Raw genomic sequence first — 24075 nt, 5'->3', positions numbered from 1 at the left:
CGTGCTAATTCGCGGCCGGTAACCGCAATCGCACCAACAGACCGCCCAAATCCTCGCTTTCTTCCAGGCTTACCGTGCCTTCGTATATTTCGGCGACGTCGCGCACGATCGCCATACCAAGTCCGGTTCCCGGCTTGCCCGAATCGAGCCGCACGCCGCGGTCGAAGATGCGGATGCGTTGCTCCTCCGGGATGCCGACGCCGTCATCCTCGATCAAAAATTCGACGAAGCCCGAATGCTTTGACACGGTGACGAACACGCTGCCGCCGCCATATTTCGCGGCGTTCTCGATAAGGTTACCGAGCATTTCGTCCAGATCCTGGCGCTCCACATGAACCTGTAGGTCGCGGGGCCCGTCGGTGTCGATCCGGACGTGGCGATAGAGCACGCCGACTGCGCGCTCAACTGACTCGAGACTGGGCCAGACATCGGCACGGCTGTGCGCCGATCCCCGCCTGCCGACCGCGCGGGCGCGGGCGAGGTGATGATCGACCTGGCGGCGCATCGTACGTGCTTCGCGTACCACCGTCTCGCCGAGGTCGTCAGCCTGCGCGGTGGCGGCGTTCATGATGACGGTGAGCGGCGTTTTCAGCGCATGGGCGAGATTGCCCGCGTGGCGGCGCGCTTCCTCGGCTTGCCGCTCGTTATGCGCGATCAGGCCGTTCAATTCCTCGACCATCGGCGCGACTTCGATCGGCATCGGCCGTTCGATCTGCCGCGCCTTGCCCGCGCGCATCCGGGCGATTTCCTCGCGCACCTTGCGGAGCGGCCACAGCCCATAGAAGGTCTGCAGCGCCGCCATCACGATCAGGCCAAAGCCGAGCAGGGCGAAGCTGCGTACGAGCGTCTTGCGCAGCACCTTGATCTGCGCGTCCAGCCCGCTACGGCTCTGCGCCACTTGGAAGCGCCACCACACGGGCGACCCCGGCAGTTTCACGTCGCGTTCGACGATCCGCAACATGCCGTCATGCGGGGTTTCATCGGCGACCGCGTCCGACGCAGGTTTGCGCGGCGTCTTGTCGATGAATTGGTCGCTGTCATAGGCGTGGATATCGCGGTCGCGATGCGCGCTGCCATATGCGAGCTGCCGATCCCATAAGGAACGCGAGAAATACGGCTCCTGCCCCGGCGCGCTGACCTGATAGTAGAGCCCCGATCCGGGTTCGAGGAAGCGCTGATCCGCCAATTCACGGTTGTTGATCACCTCGCCCATCGGCCCGACTTCGGCCGAGGCGATCAGCGATTGCAGGACATATTCGATCTGATCGTCGAAATTGCGCGTGACGGCGGTGGTAAGCACCCGATCGAGCGCGAACCCGCCGCCGGTCAACAGCAGCAGGATCCAGCCCGCCGCGATCAGGATCATGCGGCGGCTGAGCGAGCCGGTGGTCTTCATCGCAATCGCCGGACGCGGTTCGACCTCGAGCGCGGGCAAAGCGGCGGCTCCCCGATCGGCTCCGCCAGCGCTGCCCACGACCGTCAGTTCGGGATCGGGCGCGTCAGCCACGCATCACCCATTCGCGTCCTCAAGGCTGTAGCCGAGACCTCGGATCGTGGTGATGACATCCTGCCCCAGTTTCTTGCGGATGCGCGTCACGAACACCTCGATCGTGTTCGAATCGCGATCGAAATCCTGGTCGTAGATATGCTCGATCAACTCGGTGCGACTGACCACCTTGCCCTTGTGATGGAGCAAATAGCTGAGCAGCTTATATTCCTGCGCGGTCATCTTGACCGGTTCGCCCGCCAGCGTGACCTTGCCGCTGCGGGTGTCGAGCCGCACGTCGCCCGCGGTCAGTTCGGCCGAGGCGTTGCCTGCCGCGCGACGGATCAGCGCGCGGAGGCGGGCGATCAACTCCTCCGACTGGAAGGGTTTTGCGACATAGTCGTCGGCCCCGGCATCGAGCCCGGCGACCTTGTCCGACCAGCTGTCGCGCGCAGTCAGCACCAGCACGGGGGCGGTACGGCCTTCCTTGCGCCAGCGATCCAGCACGGTCAGACCGTCGATCTCGGGCAAGCCCAGATCGAGGATGATCGCGTCGTAATTCTCGGTCGAGCCCATGAAATGGCCCTCTTCGCCATCGGTCGCGAGGTCGATCGCATAGCCCGCGCCCTCCAGCGTCGCCTTCAATTGCTGGCCGAGATTGGGTTCGTCCTCGACGATCAGAACACGCATGTGAATTTTCCCTTCGGACGGCGCGCTTTCGCGCTCAATTGCCGGTGCGGCCGATGATCTGCCCGGAGCTGCCATCGACCTCGACCCAGATGACGGTTCCATCGCGCAGGAACTTCAGCGTGTAAATCCCGCGATCGGTATCGAAGTCGAAGCCGAGATATTGCGTACCGCGCATCGTCGGCAGCACGCGTCCTTCGATTTCGCGAAGCGGCAGGATGCGGCCCTGCTGGCGCGCGCGGAACGCCTCGCGCTGGTCACGGTGCTGCAACCACAGCCCATCGATCGGTGCGGGCGCAGTTGTGGTGGCCAAGGTCAACATCAGGGACGCGAGCATCATCATGGGCTTCGCATAGCTACAGAGGCTTGAACAGCCTGTGAACGCCGAAAGGCGGCAGCGGGCGCAGCGCCGCTGACTCGCCTGAGGCCGGCAGGTCGCGCAGGCGAGCCTGTCCGACGACACGGGGTTTAGCCCCGTGTCGTCGCGTCGGTGGTGTGGTGTCGCCGCGGCAAAGCCGCGTCGTCGGTCCTCGCAATAGCGAGGCCGGCCGGGCGTGCGCGGAAACCCTCGATTTAGCTCCGCTAAATCGTTAGGGGCGCACGCTATGGCAGCACCAATCCTCGCATATGAAAATCTCGGCGTCATCCAGGGCTCCGGCTGGCTCTTTCGCAATCTCGACATTCACATCGGCCCGCGCGACCGGCTCGCGCTGATCGGGCGCAATGGTGCTGGCAAGACGACATTGCTCAAGCTGCTGGGCGGCAAGATCGATTCGGACGAGGGCCGCCGCACGATCGTGCCGGGCACACGCGTGATCCAGTTGGAGCAGGAACCGGCGATGACCGGCTGCGCCACGCTTGCCGACTATGTGCTGGCGGGCGACGATGCGCCGCAGCGGCACGAGGCTGAGGCGATTGCCGACCAACTCGGCATCGATCTGACGCGCGAGGCCGCCAAGGCATCGGGCGGTGAGCGCCGCCGTGCCGCGATCGTGCGGGCGTTTGCGCAGAATCCCGACGTGCTGTTGCTCGACGAGCCGACCAACCATCTCGACATTGGCGCGATCGAGTGGATCGAGGAATGGCTGCAGCGTTTCCGCGGCGCGTTCGTCGTGATCAGCCATGACCGCACCTTCCTGACCAAGCTGACCAAGCAGACGCTGTGGATGGATCGCGGCAATTTGCGCCGCGCGGAGATCGGTTTCGGCGGGTTCGATGCCTGGACCGAAGCGGTTTATGCCGATGAGGCGCGCAATGCCGAGAAGCTCGACGCCAAGTTGAAGCTGGAGGAACATTGGCTGCTGCGTGGTGTCACCGGGCGGCGCAAGCGCAATCAGGGGCGGCTGACCAAGCTGGTCGAAATGCGCGCCGAGCGTGCCGCGATGGTCGGACCGCAGGGATCGGCGAACCTGACGATCGGCACGGGCGATGCCAAGTCGAAGGTAGTGATCGACGCCAAGCACATTTCCAAGGCGTTCGGCGAGCGGACGATCATCAATGACCTGACACTGCGCGTGACGCGCCGGGATCGCATCGGCATCGTCGGCGCGAATGGTGCCGGCAAGTCGACCTTGCTCAAGCTGCTGACCGGCGAGCTCGCGCCCGATTCGGGCACGATCAAGCTGGCGCAGGGGCTGGAGCGGATCGTCATCGATCAGCAGCGCAGCAAGATGGAGCCCGACAACACGATCCGCGACGTGCTGGCGGACGGCGGCGACTGGGTCGAGGTGCAGGGCAGCCGCAAGCACGTGATCGGCTATCTGAAGGAATTTCTGTTCGAACCGGGCGTGCTCGACGCCAAGATCGGCACGCTGTCGGGGGGCGAGCGCTCGCGCCTGCTGCTCGCGCGCGAATTCGCCAAGCCTTCGAACCTGCTCGTGCTCGACGAACCGACCAACGATCTCGACCTCGAAACGCTCGATCTGCTACAGGACGTGATCGGCGATTATGACGGCACCGTGCTGATCGTCAGCCACGACCGCGACTTTCTCGATCGCACCGTTACGATCACGCTGGGGCTCGACGGATCGGGCACGGTCGATGTCGTGGCGGGCGGTTATGAGGATTGGGAGCGGCGGCGCAAGGCCAAGGCCCCGACCAAACGCGGCGCGATCGCGAAGAATGCGGTTGCCCCGGTCGCGGCTCCCGTTCCGGGCGCGAAGGTCAAGCTAAGTTACAAGGACCAGCGCGATTACGATTTGCTGCCCAAGCGGATCGAGGACCTCGACGCGGCCATTGCGCGCGATCAGGAGCTGCTCGAGGACCCGGATCTCTATGCGCGTGATCCGGCCGCGTTCGAACGGCTAATGGAAGCGATCGGTCAGGCGCAGGAAGACAAGACCAACGCCGAATTGCGCTGGCTGGAGCTGGCCGAAATGGTCGAAGGACAGGGTTAGCTCAGCGACCGCCCATGCCGTCCGGCGAGATCGGTGATGTAATGCCACGCCACCCGGCCCGAGCGGCTGCCGCGGCGGGTGGCCCAATTGACCGCTTCGGCGGGGTCGAATGGTAGATCGTAGGCCTGCGCATAGCCCGCGACGATGGCGAGATAGCCGTCCTGGTCGACGACGTGGAAGCCGAGGCTCAGCCCGAAGCGGTCGGCCAGAGCGAGACCGTCATCGGCGGCATCGCCCGGGTTGATCGCAGTCGGCTGATCGATCATCTCGCGGGGCACAAGGTGGCGGCGGTTCGAGGTGACGACCAGCCGCGCATTGGCCGGCCGCGCCTCCGCGCCTCCGTCGAGCATCGAGCGAAGCGCCCGTCCGTCAGCGGCGGCGTCGAAGCCGAGATCGTCGAGGAACAGCAGGAACGCACGCGGCAGATCGGCAATCTGCGCGAACAGCGTCGGCAGGGTGTCGAGCCGGGGGGTGACGATTTCGACAAGAGCGAGCGCACCGGGTTGCTCGCCCTGCACCGCGCCGGCGACCGCCTTCACCAACGCCGATTTGCCCGACCCCCGCGCGCCCCACAGCAGCACGTCATGCGCGGCCGCGCGCTCTGCCAGATGGCGCACGGTGCCGAGCAGCACTGCCTTCTGTGTGTCGATCCCGTGGAGCCGATCGAGCGGCTGCGGCCGGAAATCGCGCACCGGCTCCAGCACCGCGCCGCGCCAGACATAGGCTGGGTGTGCGAGCGGATCGGCTGCGACGGCCATCGGCGGCGCGAGGCGTTCCAGGGCTTCGGCGATGCGAAGGAGCGGGTCGGTCATACGCCCGCTGGTAGCGCGAGACTCCGCGTATCGCTAGCCAAGCACCTTCAACGCTGCGACCGCCACCGCGCGATCCTCGAAGCGTGGATCGGCCAGTGCCGCGCGAATTTGCGTCGCGGCTTCGGTCTTGCGGTCGAGATCGGCATAGGCTTGCCCCAGATGCCAGCGCAGTACCGCATGATCCGGCGCGATCGACGCGGCTTTCTCCAGCAATTGCAGCGCCGGTTCGCTCTTGCCTTGCGTGTAGAGCGCCCAGCCATAGGCATCGCTCGCCGCCGGGTTCATCGGGGCGAGCGCATAGGCCGCCTTGCCATAGACGAGGCCGGTGTCGGCATCGCCATCGCCGGTATAAGCGTAGGACAGTTCGGCGAGCAAAGCGGCGTCGCGATTGCCGATCCGCTGACGCAAGGACTCCAGCGTCTCGATCGCGGCATCCCAATCGCCCCCGGCAATCTGCCAGTGCGCGGTGAGGCGCAGCGCCGCTACATTCTGCGGGTTTTGCGAAAGGAACAGCGCAAGGACGTTCGCGGCTTCCGCGCGCCGCCCGGCGCGATCGAGCGCATCGGTCGCGCGGAGCATCGTCGGTTCGTCGAAGCGGATGTCGGCGGCGTGGCGATAGGCATCGGCGGCGTCGCCATAGCGGTTCATCGCCATCAGCGTATCGCCCAGCGCGATGTGTGCGGGCGGTGCGCCGGGGGTGAGCCGCACCAGCGCCTGCGCGCGCGACAGCGCCGCGGCGGTGTCGCCCGCATCGATCAAGCCGCGGATCAGGCCAAGCTGCACGACCGGCTCGTCGGGGGCGTTGGCGGCGGCTTCGCTGAGTTCGGGCAAGCCGTCATCGCTGCCGAACGGGCTTGATCCGACCACCTCCGGCATGGCCGAGCGATCGAGATATTTCGCGGCCCAATCGCGCTCGCCCGATTGTTCGAACGCACGTGCGACGAGTGACAGCGTGTAGCTGTCGGCATCGGGACGGAGCGCGACCGGGCGCAGCACGTCGAGGCTGCCGCGCGCATCGCCCGAGCGGAGCAGCGCCGCACCGAGCAAGCGCCGCGCGACGATGTTGGTCGGCTGCTGTCCGACGAGCGTACGCCACGTGTCGATCGCCTGTTGGTAGGCACCGGCCTTATAGGCGAGCGTGCCTGCGAGCAGCAGCGCGCCCGGGGTGGCCCCGAGCTGGCCCTTGGTCCGTTCCATCAGTGAGCGCGCGAGATCGTCACTGCCTGCGCGCGCGGCGAGCACGGCTTGCAGATACAGCGCCTGCGGGCTGCCCGGCCGTGCGGCAAGCGCCTTGCGCGTTGCGTCGAGCATGTCGGCATAGCGGCCGACATCGCCGAGCGTCGCGGCATAATCGATCAGCGCGGGGTGATAATAAGCGTCGTGCGCCAGCGCATTTTCGAACCAGGGCAGGGCGGCGACCAGGCCATATTGGCTGCGCACCAATTCGCCGCGCAGGGTGAGGGCTTCGACATTGTTGGGATCGAGGTCGATCGCATGTTGCGCCGCGCCGATCGCGCCGGCCATGTCGCCTGCGGTGTATTTGATGCGGGCCAGATCGGACAAAGCGAAGCTGTCTTTCGGCGCATCGGCAAGGAGCGCGGTGAGCGCGGCCTGCGCGCGGGCGTTGTCGCCCTGCGCCGCCAGCGCGCGTGCGCCGATGCGGATCGCATAGCCGGAATAGGCCGGCCCGGCCTTCACGGCTTCGTCAAAGGCGCGCTTGGCATCGCCCTGCAGCAACCAGGCGTGCGCGTAGAGCTGATGGGTACGCGCAGGATCGAACCCGGCGTCGCGCGCGCGGTCGAGTTCCCCCTCCGCCGCGACACCGTCCCCCAGCGCGAGGAAGCTGCGCGCGAGCATGGCGTGGGCGAGGCCCCAGCTCGGATCGGCCTTGACCGCGGCCTGGGCATGGCTGCGTGCTGCGCTGTAGTTCCCGGCCTTCAGCGTGGTGACGCTGAGCGCGAGTTCGTTCCGCGCGGTGGCGGCATCGGCCTGGGCCGGGGCCGTCGTCGCGAAGGCGAGCAGCGTTAAGCTGGTCGCGGCGGCGATCCCGCCGATGACAAGGGAGAAGGACTTACGCCCAAGAAACTTATGCATGGAGGTCATAGCTCTTCAACAAGTCGTATAAAGTTGGTCGGCTAACCCCTAACAGCTTAGCGGTATTGGAAATGTTACCGTCGGCGCGGGCGAGGGCTTGGGCGATGGCGGATCGGTCGGCGCTTTCGCGTGCGGCGCGCAGGTTGATCGGGGATTCGGCCTCGCCTTCCGCCAGATCGAGATCGGCGGCGGTGACCAATTTGCCCTCGGCCATGATCACGGCGCGCTTCATGCGGTTTTCGAGTTCGCGCACATTGCCGGGCCAGCCCCACGCAGCGATGGCCGCGCGCGCATCGGGCGACAGGCCAGTGACGCCGGAGTGCATCGATTTCGCATAGCTTTTGAGGAAATGCTGGGCGAGCAGGACGGCATCGCCGCTGCGTTCTGTCAGTGACGGGATGCGCACGACGATTTCCGCCAAGCGGTAATAGAGGTCCTCGCGAAAGCTGCCAGCCGCGACCATCGCGTCGACATCCTGATGCGTCGCGCAGACGATCCGCGTATCGACCGCAATCGCCTTGCGCCCGCCGATCCGCTCGATCGTGCGTTCCTGCAGGAAGCGCAGCAATTTGACCTGGAGCGGCAGCGGGACGTCGCCGATTTCGTCGAGGAACAGCGTACCGCCCTGCGCCTGTTCGATCTTGCCCTCGGTCGTCTTCACCGCGCCGGTGAACGCGCCCTTTTCGTGGCCGAACAGTTCGCTTTCTAGCAGCGTTTCGGGGATCGCCGCGCAATTGATCGCTACGAACGCGCCTTTGCTGCGGGGACTGGCGTCGTGCAGGCCGCGTGCGAGCAATTCCTTGCCCGTCCCGCTCGCGCCGAGCAGCATCACCGACACATCGGCACCCGCAACACGTTCGATCGTGCGCGTGACCTTCAGCATTTCGGGCGCGGCGGTGATCATGCCGCCCAGCCCGGCCCCGGTGCCGCGCGCGGCGAGGCGGCGGTTCTCGGCCTCCAGCGCATGGACGTGGAACGCGCGGGCGACGATCAGGCCGAGCGCGTCGATGTCGATCGGCTTGGCGTAGAAATCCCAGGCGCCGTCGGCGATTGCCTGCAACGCGCTCTCCCGCGCGCCGTGGCCGGAGGCGACGATGACCTTGGTATCGGGCTTGATCCGCAGAATTTCGGCGAGCGTGGCGAAGCCTTCGGTCGTGCCGTCGGGGTCAGGCGGAAGGCCGAGATCGAGCGTTACGACCGCCGGTTCCTCGGCGCGCACCGCATCGATCGCGGTGGCGCGGTCGACTGCCGTGATGACGTCATAGCCCTCATAGGCCCAGCGAAGCTGGCGCTGCAGGCCGAGATCGTCCTCGACGATCAGGAGTTTGGGTTTGTTGGTCATGCCGCCCGATCCAGCGTGAGCGCGCGTGCCGCCGGGAGCATCACGCGGAAAACCGTGCCGTCGCCGGGACGGCTGTCGACGGCGACGCTGCCGCCCATCGCTTCGGCCAGTTGCTTGGCCTCGAACGCGCCGATGCCGAACCCGCCTGGCTTGGACGACACGAACGGCTTGAACAGTTGGTCGCGCAGAAAGGCGGGGCTCATGCCGCAGCCCTGATCGACCACGGCGATCGTCGCAGTCTCGCCCTCCATCCGCACGGCAATGGTGACCGGCTCGGTTGCCGAACTCGCCTCGATCGCATTCTGGACCAGGTGTCCGAGCACTTGTTCGAGCCGCGCCGGATCGGCCTGCGCGCGCACGTCTGGCGTGCCGACGACGACGATCGGGTGGAGCGCCCGGCGGCGGGCGGCAACCTGTTCGGCGAGCGGCAGCAGATCGACTGCGCGCAGATCTTCGCCCCGCGCGCGGTGGTTCTGCGACAGGCGGGCGAGCAGATCGTTCATCCGCCCGGCCGAATCCTGCAAGGTTGCCACCATGTCGGCGCGAAAGGCGGGATTGTCGGCGTGACGCTCGGCATTGCGCGCGACCAGCGTCAACTGGCTGACCAGATTCTTGATGTCGTGCAGGATGAAGGCGAAGCGGCGGTTGAATTCGTCGAAGCGCTCGGCCTCGGCGAGTGCTTCCTGCGCGCGCGCCTCGGCCAGATAGCTCGCAACCTGACGCCCGGCGATCCGCAGCAGATCGAAATCCTCCCAATCGAGCGCGCGGTCGACCAGCGGTCGGGCGAGCAGGATCGCGCCTTGCAAACGTCCGAGATGGAGGAGCGGCACCAGCACCCAGCCATCGGCATCGAGCATCCACATCGGCACGCTCGCCGTTTCGACCGGCTCGGCGCTGTCGTTGCGGACGCTGTCCAATTCGATGATCCGGCCGCTGGCCGAAAGGTAAGCCACCAGCCTCGCATCACTGACTGCGCTCGGGGCTTCCCAATTCCATCCCGCGCCAACGCCAAGGCCTGTGCCATCGGGCACCAGCAACAGGCCTGCGGGCGAATCGGTCAGATCCGCGACCGCCTTGACGATCCGTTGGTCAAGCGGCGCCGCCCCATCGGGCTTCCCAAGCGTGTCGGTAAAGCGAATCCATTCGACCCGGTAATCATAGCGGTGGCGGAAGAGGTGCTTGGCGACCTTGACCTTGGTCCACGCCTTTACCCAGGGCGAGGACAGGATGGTCAGGCCGGCCGCGGTCGACCCGAACACGAAGGCGGTTTGCCACAGCCGCGCATTCTCGCCGCTGACGCTGGCAATCATGCTAGTCGCGCCGAGCATCAGCGCCGCATAGAGCAGGGTCGCGGCAAAGGAGAGCGTCTGCCACGCGACGGTGCGCGACAGATGCAGCGTCCAGTCGCCGTTGCGCTGCACCGCGATCGCAAGGACCGGGGCGGCCAGCGCCATCACGCAGCCGCGCCCGGCGAGCAGCGCGCTCGGCGTTCCGTCGCTGGCATAGAGCGCTGCGTAAAGCAGCAGATCGACCCCCCACATTGCCGACAGCGCGACGACCACGAGCCGAATGCCGCCGCGGGCGCGAGGCGCGACGGCGGTGTAGAGATGGTGGACCAGCAGCAGCGCGCCGATCGCGACCATCATGCGCAGTACCACCGCGACTGCTGCGAGCTGCGGGACTGCGGTTGCGCCGACCGCTTCCTCGATCATCGACAATCCTGCGCCGACCAGCACGACCAGCGCGACGACACCGTAAATGATCGCGACCGCGCGATGCTCTTCACCACGCCGGTCGCGCCGCACCAGCGCATACATGAAGCCGAGCCAGCCGAGATTGCGCGCTGCCTCTGCCATCCGCGTGACCACGTCGCTTGCGCCGATGCCGGAGACTGCCAGTGCCCACAATGCCGTGGTGCCAAGCGCGATGACGAAGGTGAGGCGTGGAAGCGCGGTTCCTGCGGTCACGGCATCCGCGCGCAGGCGGGTCAGCGCCACACCCGCGAACAGCAGCGCCGCGAGCGCGTGGCTCCACAGGATCAGGGTCGCGGGGCCGCTCATCGCTTCAGCGCGCCCCCTCCGGCCACAGCACCACGCGGATCGTCTGCAACAGGATCAGCAGATCGAGGAACGGCGAATAGTTTTTCGCGTAATAGAGGTCGTATTCTAGCTTCTGGCGGCTGTCCTCGATCGACGCGCCATAGGGATAGTTGATCTGCGCCCAGCCGGTGATGCCGGGCTTCACCATATGGCGCTCGGCATAATAATTGAGCTGCTGCTCGAGATCTTCGACGAATTGCGGGCGCTCGGGCCGCGGGCCGACGAAGCTCATCTCGCCCTTCAGCACCGACCAGGTCTGCGGCAGTTCATCGATCCGCAGCTTGCGGATGATGCGCCCGATGCGTGTGATGCGCGGATCGTCCTTTTCCGCCCAAACCGCTTGGCCAGCGACCTCGGCGTCCTGCCGCATCGAGCGCAGTTTTATGCAGTCGAAGCCGACGCCGTACAGCCCGACCCGGCGCTGGCGATAGAAGGCCGGCCCCTTGCTTTCGAGCTTGATCGCGATTGCGGTCACGAGGATCAGCGGCAGCGTGAGCGTCAGCAACGCGGCGCTGGCGATGATGTCGAACAGGCGCTTGAAAATGCTCGACAGCATCCGCCCGCTCGAAAATCCGTCGGAGAAGATCAGCCAGCTCGGGTTGACGCTTTGCAGGTCGACGCGGCCCGTCTCGCGTTCCAGGAAGGTCGAGATTTCGTTGACGTGGACGCCGGTCGTCTTGATCCGCAGCAGATCCTTGAGCGGCAGCGCGTTGCGGCGTTCCTCCAGCGCGAGCACCACTTCGCTGGCGTTGAGCAGCACGACATGGTCGGCCAGATTGTAGATCGCATCGCGCGCGATCGCCTCGGGGATGACGCGCGCGGGTTCGCTCATCGAGATATAACCGACTACGACGAAACCTGCGCCGGGCGTCTGTGCCAGCGCCTTCAACCGGGCAGCCCGTGCGCCCGCGCCTAGCACGACGACGCGACGCTTGAACGCCTGCCCGCCGATCAGCTTGCCGACCAGGACGCGCAGCGCAATCAGCAGAACCGCAGCGATACCCATCGAATAGAGCAGGTTAGAGCGCCAAAACGTTGCGGCGGGCAGCAGGAAATAGATCACGCTCAGGAAAATGACGCCGAGCGACACGGCCACCAGCAGTCGCGCGGTCGCGTAGCGGAGCGATTGCAACGCGCCCGCGCCGTAAACGCCGACCGCGATCATCGCCAATTCAACGCTGCCGGCAAAGGTGAGAAGTTGCGGGACGCGAGTCGCGATCGGCGTCGTCGGCAATTCGACTTGCCCCATCCGCACGAGATAGCCGACCTCGCCCGCCGCGATCAGCAGGACGAGATCGAACAGGCCGAGCAGCAGCACGGCATTGGGGATATAGTGTTTGAACACCCTGATCATCGTGCGCGCCTTGTTTCCGGCTTCGATTGCCACGGCCGCTGTCAAGAAAACCGACACCGACGCAGCCGCTGTCGCAGAAATTGACAAAGAAAGGTTGAACGCGCGTCGAGCATTGGGATCGCAGATGCGCGACGGTAGTTACGCTTGCGGAGCAAGCGCGCTACAGCGCTGCCAGCCAAGGGAATTTGACCATGCCGCATTCGACTCCGATCATTCCTGTCATCTTGTCGGGCGGATCGGGAACGCGGCTGTGGCCGATGTCGACCTCGGCGATGCCCAAGCAAATGCTCGCGCTGACTGCGGCGGAGACGATGCTGCAATTGACCGTGCAGCGCGCGCAGGGCGAACGCTTTCTCGCACCGATCGTCGTCGCGAACGCGCAACACGCCGATATGGTGGAGGCGCAGTTAAGGGCAATTGATGTGGTCCCCCAGGCGTTGATTCTGGAGCCCGTCGGTCGCAACACCGCCCCGGCGATTGCGTTGGCGGCGATTGCGGCGGGCGGGGGTGCGGCACCCTTGCTGGTGATGCCATCGGATCACGTTATCGCCGATGTCGATGCGTTCCATGCCGGCATTCACGCCGCGCTGCCGCTGGTGGAGGAGGGCTGGCTGGTCACCTTCGGCATCGATCCGCACTCGCCGGAGACCGGCTATGGCTGGATCAAGGTCGGGGCGGAGATTTCGGGCGGCGTCCACCGTGTTGCGAAATTCGTCGAGAAACCGCCGCGCGATGCCGCCGAGGCGATGCTGGCGGCGGGCGATCATGCATGGAACGGCGGCATCTTCCTGTTTCGCGCGGACGCCTATCTTGGGGCGCTGGCGGTGCACGGACCCGCGATGCTGACGGCGTGCGAGCAGGCGATGGACTCGGCGCGGCGCGAGGGCGGGCGAGTGTTTCCGGATGCCGAAGCCTTTGCTGCGGCACCGTCCGATTCGATCGATTATGCGGTGATGGAGAAGGCCGACCGGGTCGCCGTGGTGCCGGTCAGCATGGGCTGGAGCGATCTGGGGAGCTGGGACGCGCTGCACGAGATCAGCGACGCGGATGAAGACGGCAATGCGCATCGGACAGAGGAAGGAGGCGAGATCATCGCGATCGACACCGCGAATTGCCTGGTGCGCAGCGACGGGATGCGGATCGCGATGGTTGGGGTCGGGGATTTGATCGTGGTTGCAAGCGGCAAGGACGTGCTGATCCTGCCGCGTGGGCGTAGCCAGGAGGTGAAGGCGCTGATTGAGAAGATGAAGGCGAGCGAACCCAAGATTTAGCGCAGCTGAATCGCGGGCGCGAAGCGGCGAGCCCGGCCGGCGGTGCCCAGGCACCGACCGACGACGCGGCTTTGCCGCGGCGGGGTTTTCGAATAGGTTGCCCCCATGCCCGCCCTGACAATCCACCCGTTCCGCGACGACCTCGCCCAGGCCTTCCACGACATCAACGCGCAGTGGATTGGCGCGATGTATACGATCGAGCAGACCGACCGCGACGTGCTGGAAAATCCCCGCGCGCGGATCATCGATCGCGGCGGGGATATCCTGTTCGTCGAGGCGGAGGGCCTCGGTATCGTCGGCGCGTGCGCGCTTCAGAAAACCGGCGAGGATCAGTTCGAGCTGACCAAGATGGGCGTGCTGGAATCGGCGCGTGGGCGCAAAGTGGGCGAATATCTGCTCCACGCGGTCATTGCACGAGCGCGCGAAATGGGGGCGAAAAGGCTTTATCTGCTAAGCAACCGGAAGAGCGCTGCGGCGATACACCTCTATGAGAAAGCCGGTTTTGTCCATGACGCGGCGATCATGGCCGAATTCGGCGCGCGGTATCAGCGGTGTAACGTGGCGATGCTGTACCCGACGGCCTGAAGGGGCCGTTCCGGGCGATCGTCGCGCAGCCGGAACAAACATCGCCGACGCGCGTCATCTCCGGGCAATCAGGAGGAAACGACCATGCGGCGGACATTCATCACGGCGACCCTTATCCTGGCACTGACGCCGGCTGGCGCCTATGCGGGCGGGCCGCAGGACGACAATGTCGGCAAGGCGCTTACCCAGCCCCTGCGTGACACGCGGATCAAGGACCAGAAGATCCCGGAGGTCCTGCAACTCGCGGCGTCGGCACCCTACTCCGCGGATAATACCCGGAGCTGTGCCGCGATTGCGGGAGAGGTGCGGCGGCTCGACCAGGCACTCGGTCGCGATGTCGATGCGCCGGGCGTGAGCAAGAGCGAGCGGTCGGAAGTGGCGGCGGTGGCGGCGCGGACCGCGGTCAACACGTTGATCCCCGGCCTCGGTATCGTGCGCGTGCTGACCGGTGCCGACAAGCAGCAGCGCCGGGTCGAGGCGGCGGTCTATGCCGGATCGGTGCGGCGCGCCTATCTGAAGGGCATCGGCCTGGCGCGGCGCTGCCCGGTTCCAGCCGCCCCGACGCGGGACGCGATCAACGATGTGCAGGAACTGCCCGGCGGCTGACCTGTGGTCAGTCCTGCTTGAAGGTGCGCGCCCGTGCGAAATGCGACAAAGGGCCGGGGAGTGATCCCCGGCCCTTCGTTTTGTGACCAGCTTTGGGGCTGGGTGGTTTGGACGATCCCGGCAGAGCCGTGATCTCGTCGGACGGGTTCGACGACTAATGTCGCCGACCCGCCGTCCGTCCTCGGGCGAGTCCGTGGCCAGCGTGGCCACGGCCGCCCTTCGGATCAGAAGTCCATGCCGCCCATGCCGCCCATGCCGCCGCCGCCCATAGGCATGGCTGGCTTGTCTTCGGGCGTGTCGCTGATCGCCGCTTCGGTGGTGATCAGCAGGCCAGCGACCGACGCTGCGTTCTGCAGTGCGGTGCGGACGACCTTGGTCGGGTCGATCACGCCGGCCTGAACGAGGTTTTCATACGTGTCGGTCGACGCGTTGAAGCCCATCGAGGTGTCGTTGCCATCGAGCAGCTTGCCCGAGACGACGGCGCCGTCATGGCCCGCATTGCTGGCGATCTGGCGAACCAGGGCGGTCAGCGCCTTACGGACGATGTCGATACCGCGGGTCTGGTCTTCATTCGCGCCGGTCAGGTTTTCGATCGCCTTGGTCGCGTACAGCAGCGCCGTACCGCCACCGGGGACGATGCCTTCTTCAACGGCTGCGCGGGTTGCGTGCAGCGCGTCGTCGACGCGGTCCTTGCGCTCCTTGACTTCGACTTCCGACGAACCGCCGACCTTGATCACGGCAACGCCGCCAGCCAGCTTCGCGAGACGCTCCTGGAGCTTCTCCTTGTCGTAATCCGACGTGGTGTTCTCGATCTGCTGACGGATCGCATCGGTGCGGCCCTTGATCGCTTCGGCATCGCCAGCACCGTCGACGATGACGGTGTTGTCCTTGTCGATCGTGACGCGCTTGGCGGTGCCGAGCATGCCGAGCGTGACCGACTCAAGCTTGATGCCCAGGTCTTCCGAGATCATCTCGCCCTTGGTCAGGATCGCGATGTCTTCCAGCATCGCCTTGCGACGGTCGCCGAAGCCCGGTGCCTTGACCGCTGCGATCTTCAGACCGCCGCGCAGCTTGTTGACGACGAGCGTGGCGAGCGCCTCACCCTCGATATCCTCGGCGATGATCAGCAGCGGACGGCCCGACTGAACTACGGCTTCCAGGATCGGGAGCATCGCCTGCAGGTTCGACAGCTTCTTTTCGTGGATCAGGATGTAGGGATCCTGAAGCTCGACCGACATCTTCTCGGGGTTGGTGATGAAGTAGGGCGAGAGATAGCCGCGATCGAACTGCATGCCTTCGACGACGTCGAGTTCGAACTCGAGCCCCTTGGCTTCCTCGACGGTGATCACGCCTTCCTTGCCGACCTTCTCCATCGCCTCGGCGATCTTCTCGCCGACGACGGTGTCGCCATTGGCCGAGATGATGCCGACCTGGGCGATCTCATGGCTGCCCGAAACGGGCTTGGAACGTGCCTGGATGTCCTTGACGACTTCGATGACGGCGAGGTCGATGCCGCGCTTCAGGTCCATCGGGTTCATGCCGGCGGCAACCGACTTCATGCCTTCACGGACGATCGCCTGCGCCAGAACGGTCGCGGTGGTCGTGCCGTCGCCGGCGACGTCGTTAGTCTTCGAGGCGACTTCGCGCAGCATCTGCGCGCCCATGTTCTCGAACTTGTCCTTCAGTTCGATTTCCTTGGCGACGGTGACGCCGTCCTTGGTGATGCGCGGCGCACCGAAGCTCTTGTCGATCACGACGTTGCGGCCCTTCGGCCCCAGCGTGACCTTGACTGCGTCGGCGAGGATATCGACGCCGCGCAGGATGCGTTCGCGTGCGTCACGCGAGAATTTTACGTCCTTGGCTGCCATGATGGCTAACTCCAGATTGAAGGTGGAAAGTGACGAAAGTTGCGCCCGCAAGGCACTCCAGGTGCCGGGCGCAGGTCAGGTCAGCCGACGATCCCGAGGATGTCGCTTTCCTTCATGATCAGCAGGTCTTCACCGTCGATCTTGACCTCGGTGCCGGACCACTTGCCGAACAGGATCTTGTCGCCGGTCTTCACTTCGAGCGGGTGGATTTCACCGGCATCGTTGCGAGCGCCAGTGCCAGCGGCGACGACTTCGCCTTCCTGCGGCTTTTCCTTGGCGGTTTCCGGGATGATGATCCCGCCTGCGGTCTTCTCTTCTGCCTCTACGCGGCGGACGAGGACGCGGTCGTGCAACGGACGAAAGTTCATGCGCGAAGTCCTTCTCTTTATGAACGGTTGTTAGCACTCGCCCTTGGTGAGTGCCAGCACGGCGCATATGATGTCGCGCGGTGCCATCGTCAACCGCTCCGCCAGCCCCGTCAGTCAGAAAAAATCTGCGTATTAGGGACGCAACACGCATTTACTCGTACCGAGGCTTGCCCTAGCGATAGGGTATATTTGCGCCAAGCAAGGAGCGGCCAAGTGAAACTCGTACGGGGCGCGTGGAAGATTCTGGTGGGCATCAAGGACGCGCTCGTCCTGATCGCGATGCTGCTGTTTTTCGGTCTTCTGTTCGCCGGGCTTTCGGCGAAACCGACCACGGTCGCAGTGCGCGATGGCGCGCTGGTGCTGAAACTCAACGGCGCGATCGTCGAGCAGACGCAAGACGCCGATCCGTTTTCCGGATTCAGCGGCGGCGGGATGCCGAGCGAATTCCGTCTGCGCGACGTAGTACGCGCGCTCGACAAGGCGGCGAAGGACGACCGCGTCAAGGCCGTGGTGCTTGACCTCGATTCCTTCGGCGGCGGGTATCCGGCGGCGGTAGATGAGGTCGCCAACGCCATCCGCCGCGTGCGCGATGCGAAGAAGCCGGTTCTGGCCTACGCCACCGCTTACACCGACTCCGCCTATCGCCTTGCCGCCAATGCCAGCGAAATCTGGATGAGCCCAATGGGTGGCACGCTGTTCATGGGGCCCGGCGGATCGCAGCTCTATTACAAGGGCCTGATCGACAAGCTCGGCGTCAATGCGCACGTCTACCGCGTCGGCAAGTACAAGTCCTTCGTCGAGCCCTACACCCGCACCGAAGCCTCGCCCGAGGCCAAGGAAGAAGTGGTCAAGCTGTACGAAGTGCTGTTCGCCAATTGGCAGGAGGCCGTGTCAAAGGCGCGGCCCAAGGCGAAGTTCCAGCCGTTCCTGACCACGCCGGGCGCGGTGATCACCGCCGCACAGGGCGACATCGCCAAGGCCAATCTCGATGCCGGCCTGGTCGACAAGCTCGGCACCCGGCTCGACTTCGGCAAGCGCGTCGCCGAGATTGCCGGGATCGACGACAAGAAGGTCGCGGGCAGCTTCAAGACGATCAAATACGACACCTACGTCGCCGACAATCCCCTGCCCACCAACGGCAGCAAGATCGGCGTGCTGACGATCGCGGGCGACATCGTCGACGGCAAATCGAACGGCGGCAGCGTCGGGTCCGACACGATCGTCAAGCTGATGCTCGACGCGCTCGCCAAGAAGGATCTGAAGGCGCTGGTCGTGCGCGTCGATTCGCCGGGTGGCTCGGCGCTCGCGTCCGAAGATATGCGCCGTGCGATCCAGGAGGCGAAGGCGCAGAAATTGCCGATCGTGATCTCGATGGGCAGCGTCGCAGCATCGGGCGGCTATTGGGTGTCGACCGCTGGCGACGTGATCTTCGCCGAGCCGACGACGATCACCGGGTCGATCGGTATCTTCGGCATCATTCCGACCTTCGAGAATACGCTCAAGAAGATCGGGCTGACCACCGATGGCGTGAAGACCACGCCGCTGTCGGGCCAGCCCGATATTTACGGCGGCACCAACCCGGAGACCGACGCGATCTTCCAGTCGGGGATCGAGAATGGCTATCGCCAGTTCATCACCCGCGTGGCGAATGCGCGCAAGCTGAGCACGACGCGAGTTCGATGAAATCGGCCAGGGCCGCGTGTGGGATGGCGGTACGGCGCGGCAGATCGGCCTGGTCGATCGCTTCGGCGGGCTGAACGACGCGGTTGCCGAGGCGGCGAAGCGCGCGGGCCTGAAGCCCGAGGACGTCCATGCCGAATATCTGGAAAAGAAGCCGAGCGCCTGGGCGAAATTCTTCGCGCAGATCCTCGATTCGAATAAGGATGACGAGGACAAGTCGGCGGGCGATGCCTTCACGCGGATGGCCGCCGAGCGCCGCGCGGTGTTCGCCCGCGCGCTGGGCGACGTGAAGCGGATCGGCACGGGTGCGGCGATCCAGGCGCGCTGCCTGGAGTGCGACGGCCTGGGCGGCAATACGCCGCGCAGTGGTGATGCGCGGCTGTTCGATCTGGTACTGGCGCGGATCGGGTTGTGAGCGTCGATCCCGCACCCACGCGGATCGCGATCCGCCCGGCGACGCCCGAAGATGCCGCCGCAATCGCGGCGATCTACAAGCCCTATGTCGAACGCGGCACCGTCTCGTTCGAATTGAAGGCGCCGACCGAGCATGTGATGCGGCAGCGGATGGCGTCGTCCGAGGGCAAATATCCGTGGCTGGTCGCGACCGCGGCGGAGGGCGGGGAACTGCTCGGCTATGCCTATGCCTCGGCGTTTCGCGATCGTCCGGCGTATCGCTACACGATCGAGACGACGGTCTATCTGCTGGAGGGTACCGCCGGGCGTGGCAATGGGCGGCAGTTGTACGACGCGCTGATCGATACCGTCCGCGCGCAGGGGTTTACCCATGCGATCGGGGTGATTGCGCTGCCGAACGATCATTCGATCCGGTTGCACGAATTGGTCGGGTTTCGCCGCGCCGGGGTGCTGCGCGAAATTGGGCATAAGGACGGGCGCTGGATCGATGTCGGCTTCTGGCAATGCGAACTCAACGACGCGACGATGCCGCCGATGGAACCCAAGCCGTTCAGCGAGACGGGGATGGTGTGGGATTGGTGAGGTGACACGCTAATAAGCCCCTCCCCTTAAGGGGAGGGGTTGGGGTGGGGAAGTGATGGCCACTGAGGCTGAACTCCTGAAGCGCGCGCACGAAATGCGACGAAATCCTACCGAGCCGGAGAAGCGACTTTGGCGGGCGCTGTCCAACTCGCAATTGGATGGTCTGAAGTTCCGTCGCCAGCATGTCGTATTCGAGGCACAGGCGATTCTCGACTTTTTCTGTCCAGCGATCGGGCTCGGCATTGAGGTAGATGGCGACACCCATGACCTGCCTTATGATGCGCGTCGCGATGCAAGGCTCGCGGCGTTGGGTTTCAGGATCATTCGCTTCGGCAACTCCGACGTCATATCGAATTTGGCGGGTGTGGCCGAAGTCATCTCCACTACTGCTTCCAGTCTGCCAAATCGTTGGCAACGCACTTCCCCACCCCAACCCCTCCCCTGAAGGGGAGGGGCTTTATAGTGCCGCACCGCTCGGCTAAGGCCGCATTCAAATGACCGACACCCCAGATACAGCACCCGCCCAGCGCGATTGGCGCGATACCGTCTTCCTGCCGAAGACCGATTTCCCGATGAAGGCCGGCCTGCCCGCCAAGGAGCCGGGCATTCTCGCGCGGTGGCAGGCGATGGGCCTGTATGAGAAGACCCGCGCGGCGCGTGCGGGCCGCGAAAAGTTCATCCTGCATGACGGCCCGCCGTACGCGAATGGCGACATGCATATCGGCCATGCGCTCAACCATATCCTGAAGGACACCGTGTGTCGCACGCAGACCCTGCTCGGCAAGGACGCGCCCTACGTGCCCGGCTGGGACTGCCACGGCCTGCCGATCGAGTGGAAGGTCGAGGAGCAGTATCGTGCCAAGAAGCGCAACAAGGACGAGGTTCCGCCAAAGGAATTCCGTGCCGAGTGCCGCGCCTACGCGCAGCATTGGGTCGACGTGCAGCGCGAGCAGTTGAAGCGGCTCGGCATCAATGGTGATTGGGACCATCCCTATCTGACGATGGATTTCCAGGCCGAGGCGACGATCGTCACCGAGCTGATGAAGTTCGCGGAAAGCGGCCAGCTTTATCGCGGGGCCAAGCCGGTGATGTGGTCGCCGGTCGAAAAGACCGCGCTCGCCGAGGCCGAGGTCGAATATGGGGACGTCGTGTCGACGCAGATCGACGTGGCGTTCGAGATCGTGGACGCGCCGAACGCGCCCGAGCTGGTCGGCGCGCATGCGGTGATCTGGACGACGACGCCGTGGACGATCCCGGTGAACCAGGCGCTGAGCTATGGGCCGGAGATTGAGTATCTTCGTTTTGCAGTTTGGTGGGAAGGTCGGAACGGCACCAAGCCGTCTGATGGCGGCATCTTTATCGTTGCCGAGCCGCTCGTGCGAACCTTCCTCGACCGAGTCGAGCGCTGCGGTCTACAAGCGGATCCCTCAAGCGGAAAGTTGATGGAGGAATACCTCGGTCGTGTCCGAGGTGTTTCGCTGGAAGGCGCCGCCGCGCGCCACCCGATGCACGCGCTCGGCGGGTTCTTCGCGAAGCCGCGGCCGTTCCTGCCGGGGGATTTCGTCACCACCGAGGCGGGCACCGGGCTCGTCCATATGGCGCCCGATCATGGCGAAGACGATTTCCTGCTGTGCAAGCAATACGGCATCGATCCGGTCTTCGCGGTCGATGGCGCGGGGATGTATCGCGACGATTGGGCGTGGCTCGGCGGGCAGGGCTCGGTGATCAACAAGAAGTTCGTCTCCGCCGAGGGGCCGATCTGTTCGGATCTGCGGGCCGCGGGCGCATTGCTCGCGGCGAGCGATGATTTTGCGCACTCCTATCCGCATTCGTGGCGGTCGAAGGCGAAGGTGATTTTCCGCGCGACGCCGCAATGGTTTATTCCGATGGATCAATCCCTCTCCCTTTGGGAGAGGGAGGGAGACGCCGAAGGCGGCGGAAGGGTGAGGGCAGAATATGCCGCGCCGGACCTGCCCTCACCCTCCCACCCGGCTGCGCCGGGCGGGCCCCTCCCTCTCCCGGGGAGAGGGGAATATGACCCTCCGCTCCACCGCGCTCGCCGCCATCGAAGCCACCACTTGGTATCCCCCCAAAGGCCAGAACCGCATCACCGCGATGGTCGCGGGTCGCCCCGATTGGGTGATCAGCCGCCAGCGTGCGTGGGGCGTGCCGATCACGCTCTTCGTCAACCGCGCGACCGGCCAGTATCTCGTCGATCCCGCCGTCAACGCCCGCATCATCGCGGCGGTGCGCGCGGCTGGTGTCGATGCGTGGTCCGAGGAAGCAGCGCAGGACTTGCTCGGGCCGGAGTACGATCTCGCCGATTACGAGCGCGTGACGGACATCCTCGACGTGTGGTTCGACAGCGGCTGCACCCACGCCTTCGTGCTGGAGTCCGGGCGCTGGCCCGATCTGCAATGGCCGGCGAACCTCTATCTCGAAGGATCGGACCAGCATCGCGGCTGGTTCCAGTCGTCGCTGATGGAGGCGTGCGGCACGCGTGGGCGGGCGCCCTATGATGCGGTGCTGACGCACGGCTTCACGATGGACGCCAAAGGCATGAAAATGTCCAAGAGCCTCGGCAACACGATCAACCCGCTCGATCTGATGAAGGAATCGGGCGCGGACATCCTGCGGCTATGGGCGCTGTCGGTCGATTTCACCGAGGACCACCGCATCGGCAAGGAGATCCTGAACGGCGTCTCTGACCAATATCGCAAGCTGCGCAACACCTTCCGCTATCTGCTCGGCGCGCTCGACGGGTTCGACGAGGCCGAGCGGTTGCCGGTCGCGGAGATGCCCGAGCTGGAGCGCTACGTGCTGCATCTGCTGGGCGAGCTGGATGCGAAGCTGCGCGCGGCGGTCGAAGTGTATGATTTCAATGCGTACGTTCGGCTGCTGACCGAGTTCGCGCAGGAGGATCTGTCGGCTTTCTACTTCGATATCCGCAAGGATTCGCTGTATTGCGATGCGGTCACCGATCCCAAGCGGCGGGCGTGCCGTACGGTGTTCGACACGCTGTTCCACGCGCTGGTGCGCTATGCCGCGCCGGTCCTGTGCTTTACGGCCGAGGAAGTGTGGCAGGATCGCTTCCCGAGCGAGGACGGGTCGGTGCATTTGCTGGAGTGGCCGGAGGTGCCCGCGGTGGTCGGCGCCGATGCGGCGACTTGGGGCGCGGTGCGTGCGCTGCGCCAACAGGTCAATGAAGCGATCGAGCCGCTCCGCCGCGACAAGATCGTTCGGTCCAGCCTCGAGGCGGAGGTGGTGGTGCCCGAAGCGCCGCTGCCTGTCGGCGATCTCGCGGAATTGTTCATCGTCGCCAAGGTTTCGCAGGGCGACGCGCTGTCGGTCAGGCGGAGCGATTTCCACAAATGCGGCCGCTGCTGGCGTTTGCTGCCCGAGGTCGCGCAGGACGGCGATCTGTGCGACCGTTGCGAAGAGGTGGTGGCATGAAGCTCCCTTTGGCCGGGTTCGTGACCGCCGCGATCCTTTTCGTGGCGGACCAGACGACGAAGTACGGCGTCACCGACGTGATGAAGCTCAACGAGCTGACCAACGCGCATTACGTCAACGACGTCTTCAACGTGCGCTTCGTCGCCAATCGTGGCGTCTCGCTCGGGTTGATGCGGGCGGACGATCCGATGGCGCGCTGGCTGCTGGTGGCGATGACCGGGGCGATCGCGATCGGCGTGCTGGTGTGGATGTTCCGCGAGCGCAACCGGATCGACCAGATCGGGCTCGGGCTGGTGCTCGGCGGGGCGATCGGGAATATCCTCGACCGGATTCGCTTCGGCTTCGTCGTCGATTGGGCAGACCTGCATTTCGGCGACTGGCAGCCGTTCCTGGTATTCAACCTGGCCGATGCGGCGATCACGATCGGGGTGATCATCTTGTTCGCGCGCGCGCTTCTGGTACGAGAGAAGCCGAAACCGGACTCGGCGACAGATTCCCGCCCCAATTCTGCGTCAGAACACGGCGCAACGGAGACACATCATGCGTAAAGCCACCACCCTCATCGCCGGTCTTGCCCTGGTCGCCCTGGCGTCGGGCTGCGCGCACAACAAGCTGGGGCGCAGCGGCCCCGACGAATTCGCGGTTGCGCGTCAGGCGCCGCTGGTGATCCCGCCCGATTTCTCGCTCACCCCGCCGCGCCCCGGTGCGGCACGCGCGAATGACGTGAGCCCCAACGCCCAGGCACTCGACGCGTTGTTCGGCGGCTCGGCCCAGCGCAGTGCCGGCGAGGCCGCGACGATCGCGGCGGCGGGTGTCGACAGCGACGACCCCGGCATTCGCTCGACGGTCGGCGATCCGCAGACGCAGGTGGTCGACAAGGGCACGACGACGCGCGACATCGTCTCGGCCCCCGAGGGCGACGGGCAGAGCGCACGCGCCGCTACGCCCAAGTAAGCGGGATCAGCCTCTCGCGGTGGC

18 protein-coding genes and 2 pseudogenes are annotated in these 24075 nt (G+C 65.4%); 10 read left to right on the top strand and 10 right to left on the bottom strand.

Annotated features, from left to right (window positions below):
- Window positions 1–4 precede the first annotated feature (4 nt).
- From AB5I39_RS04760 to AB5I39_RS04750, 3 genes are all read right to left on the bottom strand, one after another.
- On the bottom strand, window positions 5–1396 hold the full coding sequence (locus AB5I39_RS04760; RefSeq protein WP_404374012.1) for a sensor histidine kinase: 1392 nt from the start codon (window positions 1394–1396) through the stop codon (window positions 5–7).
- Window positions 1397–1510: 114 nt separating this feature from the next.
- On the bottom strand, window positions 1511–2176 hold the full coding sequence (locus AB5I39_RS04755; protein WP_404371833.1) for a response regulator transcription factor: 666 nt from the start codon (window positions 2174–2176) through the stop codon (window positions 1511–1513).
- 34 nt (window positions 2177–2210) lie between these two features.
- The gene (locus tag AB5I39_RS04750; protein WP_404371830.1) at window positions 2211–2495 is read right to left on the bottom strand and encodes a hypothetical protein; all 285 of its coding nucleotides are present in this window, start codon (window positions 2493–2495) and stop codon (window positions 2211–2213) included.
- Window positions 2496–2778: 283 nt separating this feature from the next.
- On the opposite strand from AB5I39_RS04750, the gene AB5I39_RS04745 reads away from it, so the two are divergent.
- Complete coding sequence (locus AB5I39_RS04745; RefSeq protein ID WP_404371827.1) at window positions 2779–4569, top strand: ABC-F family ATP-binding cassette domain-containing protein; 1791 nt, start codon at window positions 2779–2781, stop codon at window positions 4567–4569.
- Here AB5I39_RS04745 and AB5I39_RS04740 read toward each other — a convergent pair.
- Genes AB5I39_RS04740 through AB5I39_RS04720 form a run of 5 tightly spaced genes read right to left on the bottom strand, consistent with a single transcriptional unit; the run spans window position 4566 to window position 12270 of the window.
- A complete protein-coding gene (locus AB5I39_RS04740) occupies window positions 4566–5381 on the bottom strand; it encodes an ATP-binding protein (RefSeq protein ID WP_404371824.1) in 816 nt (271 codons plus the stop codon). The genes AB5I39_RS04745 and AB5I39_RS04740 overlap by 4 nt on opposite strands.
- 33 nt (window positions 5382–5414) lie before the next feature.
- Complete coding sequence (locus tag AB5I39_RS04735; RefSeq protein ID WP_404371821.1) at window positions 5415–7484, bottom strand: tetratricopeptide repeat protein; 2070 nt, start codon at window positions 7482–7484, stop codon at window positions 5415–5417.
- Complete coding sequence (gene prsR / locus AB5I39_RS04730) at window positions 7468–8817, bottom strand: PEP-CTERM-box response regulator transcription factor (protein ID WP_404371818.1); 1350 nt, start codon at window positions 8815–8817, stop codon at window positions 7468–7470. The genes AB5I39_RS04735 and prsR overlap by 17 nt, the downstream gene beginning before the upstream one ends.
- The gene (gene prsK, locus AB5I39_RS04725) at window positions 8814–10877 is read right to left on the bottom strand and encodes an XrtA/PEP-CTERM system histidine kinase PrsK (protein WP_404371815.1); all 2064 of its coding nucleotides are present in this window, start codon (window positions 10875–10877) and stop codon (window positions 8814–8816) included. The genes prsR and prsK overlap by 4 nt, the downstream gene beginning before the upstream one ends.
- 4 nt (window positions 10878–10881) lie before the next feature.
- Entirely contained in the window at window positions 10882–12270 is a 1389-nt protein-coding gene (locus AB5I39_RS04720) for a TIGR03013 family XrtA/PEP-CTERM system glycosyltransferase (protein WP_404374010.1), read from the bottom strand.
- Between the two features lie 191 nt (window positions 12271–12461).
- Between AB5I39_RS04720 and AB5I39_RS04715 the strand changes: the two genes are divergently transcribed.
- From AB5I39_RS04715 to AB5I39_RS04705, 3 genes are all read left to right on the top strand, one after another.
- A complete protein-coding gene (locus AB5I39_RS04715; protein WP_404371813.1) occupies window positions 12462–13541 on the top strand; it encodes a mannose-1-phosphate guanylyltransferase/mannose-6-phosphate isomerase in 1080 nt (359 codons plus the stop codon).
- A 105-nt stretch (window positions 13542–13646) separates the two neighbouring features.
- Window positions 13647–14126 (top strand): GNAT family N-acetyltransferase, encoded by a 480-nt coding sequence (locus tag AB5I39_RS04710; RefSeq protein WP_404371810.1) that lies wholly within the window; start codon window positions 13647–13649, stop codon window positions 14124–14126.
- Window positions 14127–14210: 84 nt separating this feature from the next.
- Window positions 14211–14732 (top strand): hypothetical protein, encoded by a 522-nt coding sequence (locus AB5I39_RS04705; protein ID WP_404371807.1) that lies wholly within the window; start codon window positions 14211–14213, stop codon window positions 14730–14732.
- A 224-nt stretch (window positions 14733–14956) separates the two neighbouring features.
- On the opposite strand, the gene groL is transcribed toward AB5I39_RS04705, so the two are convergent.
- Together groL and groES are read right to left on the bottom strand one after the other, a co-directional pair.
- Window positions 14957–16600, bottom strand: a complete 1644-nt coding sequence (groL, locus tag AB5I39_RS04700; RefSeq protein ID WP_404371804.1) for a chaperonin GroEL — start codon at window positions 16598–16600, stop codon at window positions 14957–14959.
- An 80-nt stretch (window positions 16601–16680) separates the two neighbouring features.
- Window positions 16681–16968 (bottom strand): co-chaperone GroES, encoded by a 288-nt coding sequence (gene groES, locus AB5I39_RS04695; protein WP_404371802.1) that lies wholly within the window; start codon window positions 16966–16968, stop codon window positions 16681–16683.
- 213 nt (window positions 16969–17181) lie between these two features.
- Here groES and sppA point away from each other — a divergent pair.
- The 6 genes and pseudogenes from sppA (at window position 17182) to AB5I39_RS04665 (ending at window position 24051) form a co-directional block, all read left to right on the top strand.
- Window positions 17182–19063: pseudogene (sppA, locus tag AB5I39_RS04690) on the top strand (signal peptide peptidase SppA).
- Window positions 19060–19644, top strand: coding sequence for a GNAT family N-acetyltransferase (locus tag AB5I39_RS04685; RefSeq protein WP_404371799.1), 585 nt, complete (start codon window positions 19060–19062; stop codon window positions 19642–19644). The pseudogene sppA and the gene AB5I39_RS04685 overlap by 4 nt, the downstream one beginning before the upstream one ends.
- Window positions 19645–19699: 55 nt before the next feature.
- The gene (locus tag AB5I39_RS04680) at window positions 19700–20089 is read left to right on the top strand and encodes an endonuclease domain-containing protein (RefSeq protein ID WP_404371796.1); all 390 of its coding nucleotides are present in this window, start codon (window positions 19700–19702) and stop codon (window positions 20087–20089) included.
- Between the two features lie 49 nt (window positions 20090–20138).
- Window positions 20139–23097 (top strand): annotated as a pseudogene (gene ileS / locus AB5I39_RS04675) (isoleucine--tRNA ligase).
- Window positions 23094–23645: a signal peptidase II gene (gene lspA, locus AB5I39_RS04670; protein ID WP_404371793.1), complete on the top strand. Its 552-nt coding sequence runs from the start codon at window positions 23094–23096 to the stop codon at window positions 23643–23645. Before ileS ends, lspA begins: the two are co-directional and overlap by 4 nt.
- Complete coding sequence (locus AB5I39_RS04665; protein ID WP_404371790.1) at window positions 23638–24051, top strand: DUF3035 domain-containing protein; 414 nt, start codon at window positions 23638–23640, stop codon at window positions 24049–24051. The genes lspA and AB5I39_RS04665 overlap by 8 nt, the downstream gene beginning before the upstream one ends.
- The last annotated feature ends 24 nt before the right edge of the window (window positions 24052–24075 follow it).

It is taken from the genome of Sphingomonas sp. MMS24-J45 (assembly GCF_044881195.1).
Classification (GTDB): domain Bacteria; phylum Pseudomonadota; class Alphaproteobacteria; order Sphingomonadales; family Sphingomonadaceae; genus Sphingomonas.
This window is presented reverse-complemented; position numbering and strand designations above follow the sequence as displayed.

Coding starts and splice junctions, on each gene's coding strand:
- AB5I39_RS04760 (WP_404374012.1), bottom strand. CDS start 1,396: ATGAAGACCACCGGCTCGCTCAGCCGCCGCATGATCCTGATCGCGGCG.
- AB5I39_RS04755 (WP_404371833.1), bottom strand. CDS start 2,176: ATGCGTGTTCTGATCGTCGAGGACGAACCCAATCTCGGCCAGCAATTG.
- AB5I39_RS04750 (WP_404371830.1), bottom strand. CDS start 2,495: ATGTTGACCTTGGCCACCACAACTGCGCCCGCACCGATCGATGGGCTG.
- AB5I39_RS04745 (WP_404371827.1), top strand. CDS start 2,779: ATGGCAGCACCAATCCTCGCATATGAAAATCTCGGCGTCATCCAGGGC.
- AB5I39_RS04740 (WP_404371824.1), bottom strand. CDS start 5,381: ATGACCGACCCGCTCCTTCGCATCGCCGAAGCCCTGGAACGCCTCGCG.
- AB5I39_RS04735 (WP_404371821.1), bottom strand. CDS start 7,484: ATGACCTCCATGCATAAGTTTCTTGGGCGTAAGTCCTTCTCCCTTGTC.
- prsR (WP_404371818.1), bottom strand. CDS start 8,817: ATGACCAACAAACCCAAACTCCTGATCGTCGAGGACGATCTCGGCCTG.
- prsK (WP_404371815.1), bottom strand. CDS start 10,877: ATGAGCGGCCCCGCGACCCTGATCCTGTGGAGCCACGCGCTCGCGGCG.
- AB5I39_RS04720 (WP_404374010.1), bottom strand. CDS start 12,270: ATGATCAGGGTGTTCAAACACTATATCCCCAATGCCGTGCTGCTGCTC.
- AB5I39_RS04715 (WP_404371813.1), top strand. CDS start 12,462: ATGCCGCATTCGACTCCGATCATTCCTGTCATCTTGTCGGGCGGATCG.
- AB5I39_RS04710 (WP_404371810.1), top strand. CDS start 13,647: ATGCCCGCCCTGACAATCCACCCGTTCCGCGACGACCTCGCCCAGGCC.
- AB5I39_RS04705 (WP_404371807.1), top strand. CDS start 14,211: ATGCGGCGGACATTCATCACGGCGACCCTTATCCTGGCACTGACGCCG.
- groL (WP_404371804.1), bottom strand. CDS start 16,600: ATGGCAGCCAAGGACGTAAAATTCTCGCGTGACGCACGCGAACGCATC.
- groES (WP_404371802.1), bottom strand. CDS start 16,968: ATGAACTTTCGTCCGTTGCACGACCGCGTCCTCGTCCGCCGCGTAGAG.
- AB5I39_RS04680 (WP_404371796.1), top strand. CDS start 19,700: ATGGCCACTGAGGCTGAACTCCTGAAGCGCGCGCACGAAATGCGACGA.
- lspA (WP_404371793.1), top strand. CDS start 23,094: ATGAAGCTCCCTTTGGCCGGGTTCGTGACCGCCGCGATCCTTTTCGTG.
- AB5I39_RS04665 (WP_404371790.1), top strand. CDS start 23,638: ATGCGTAAAGCCACCACCCTCATCGCCGGTCTTGCCCTGGTCGCCCTG.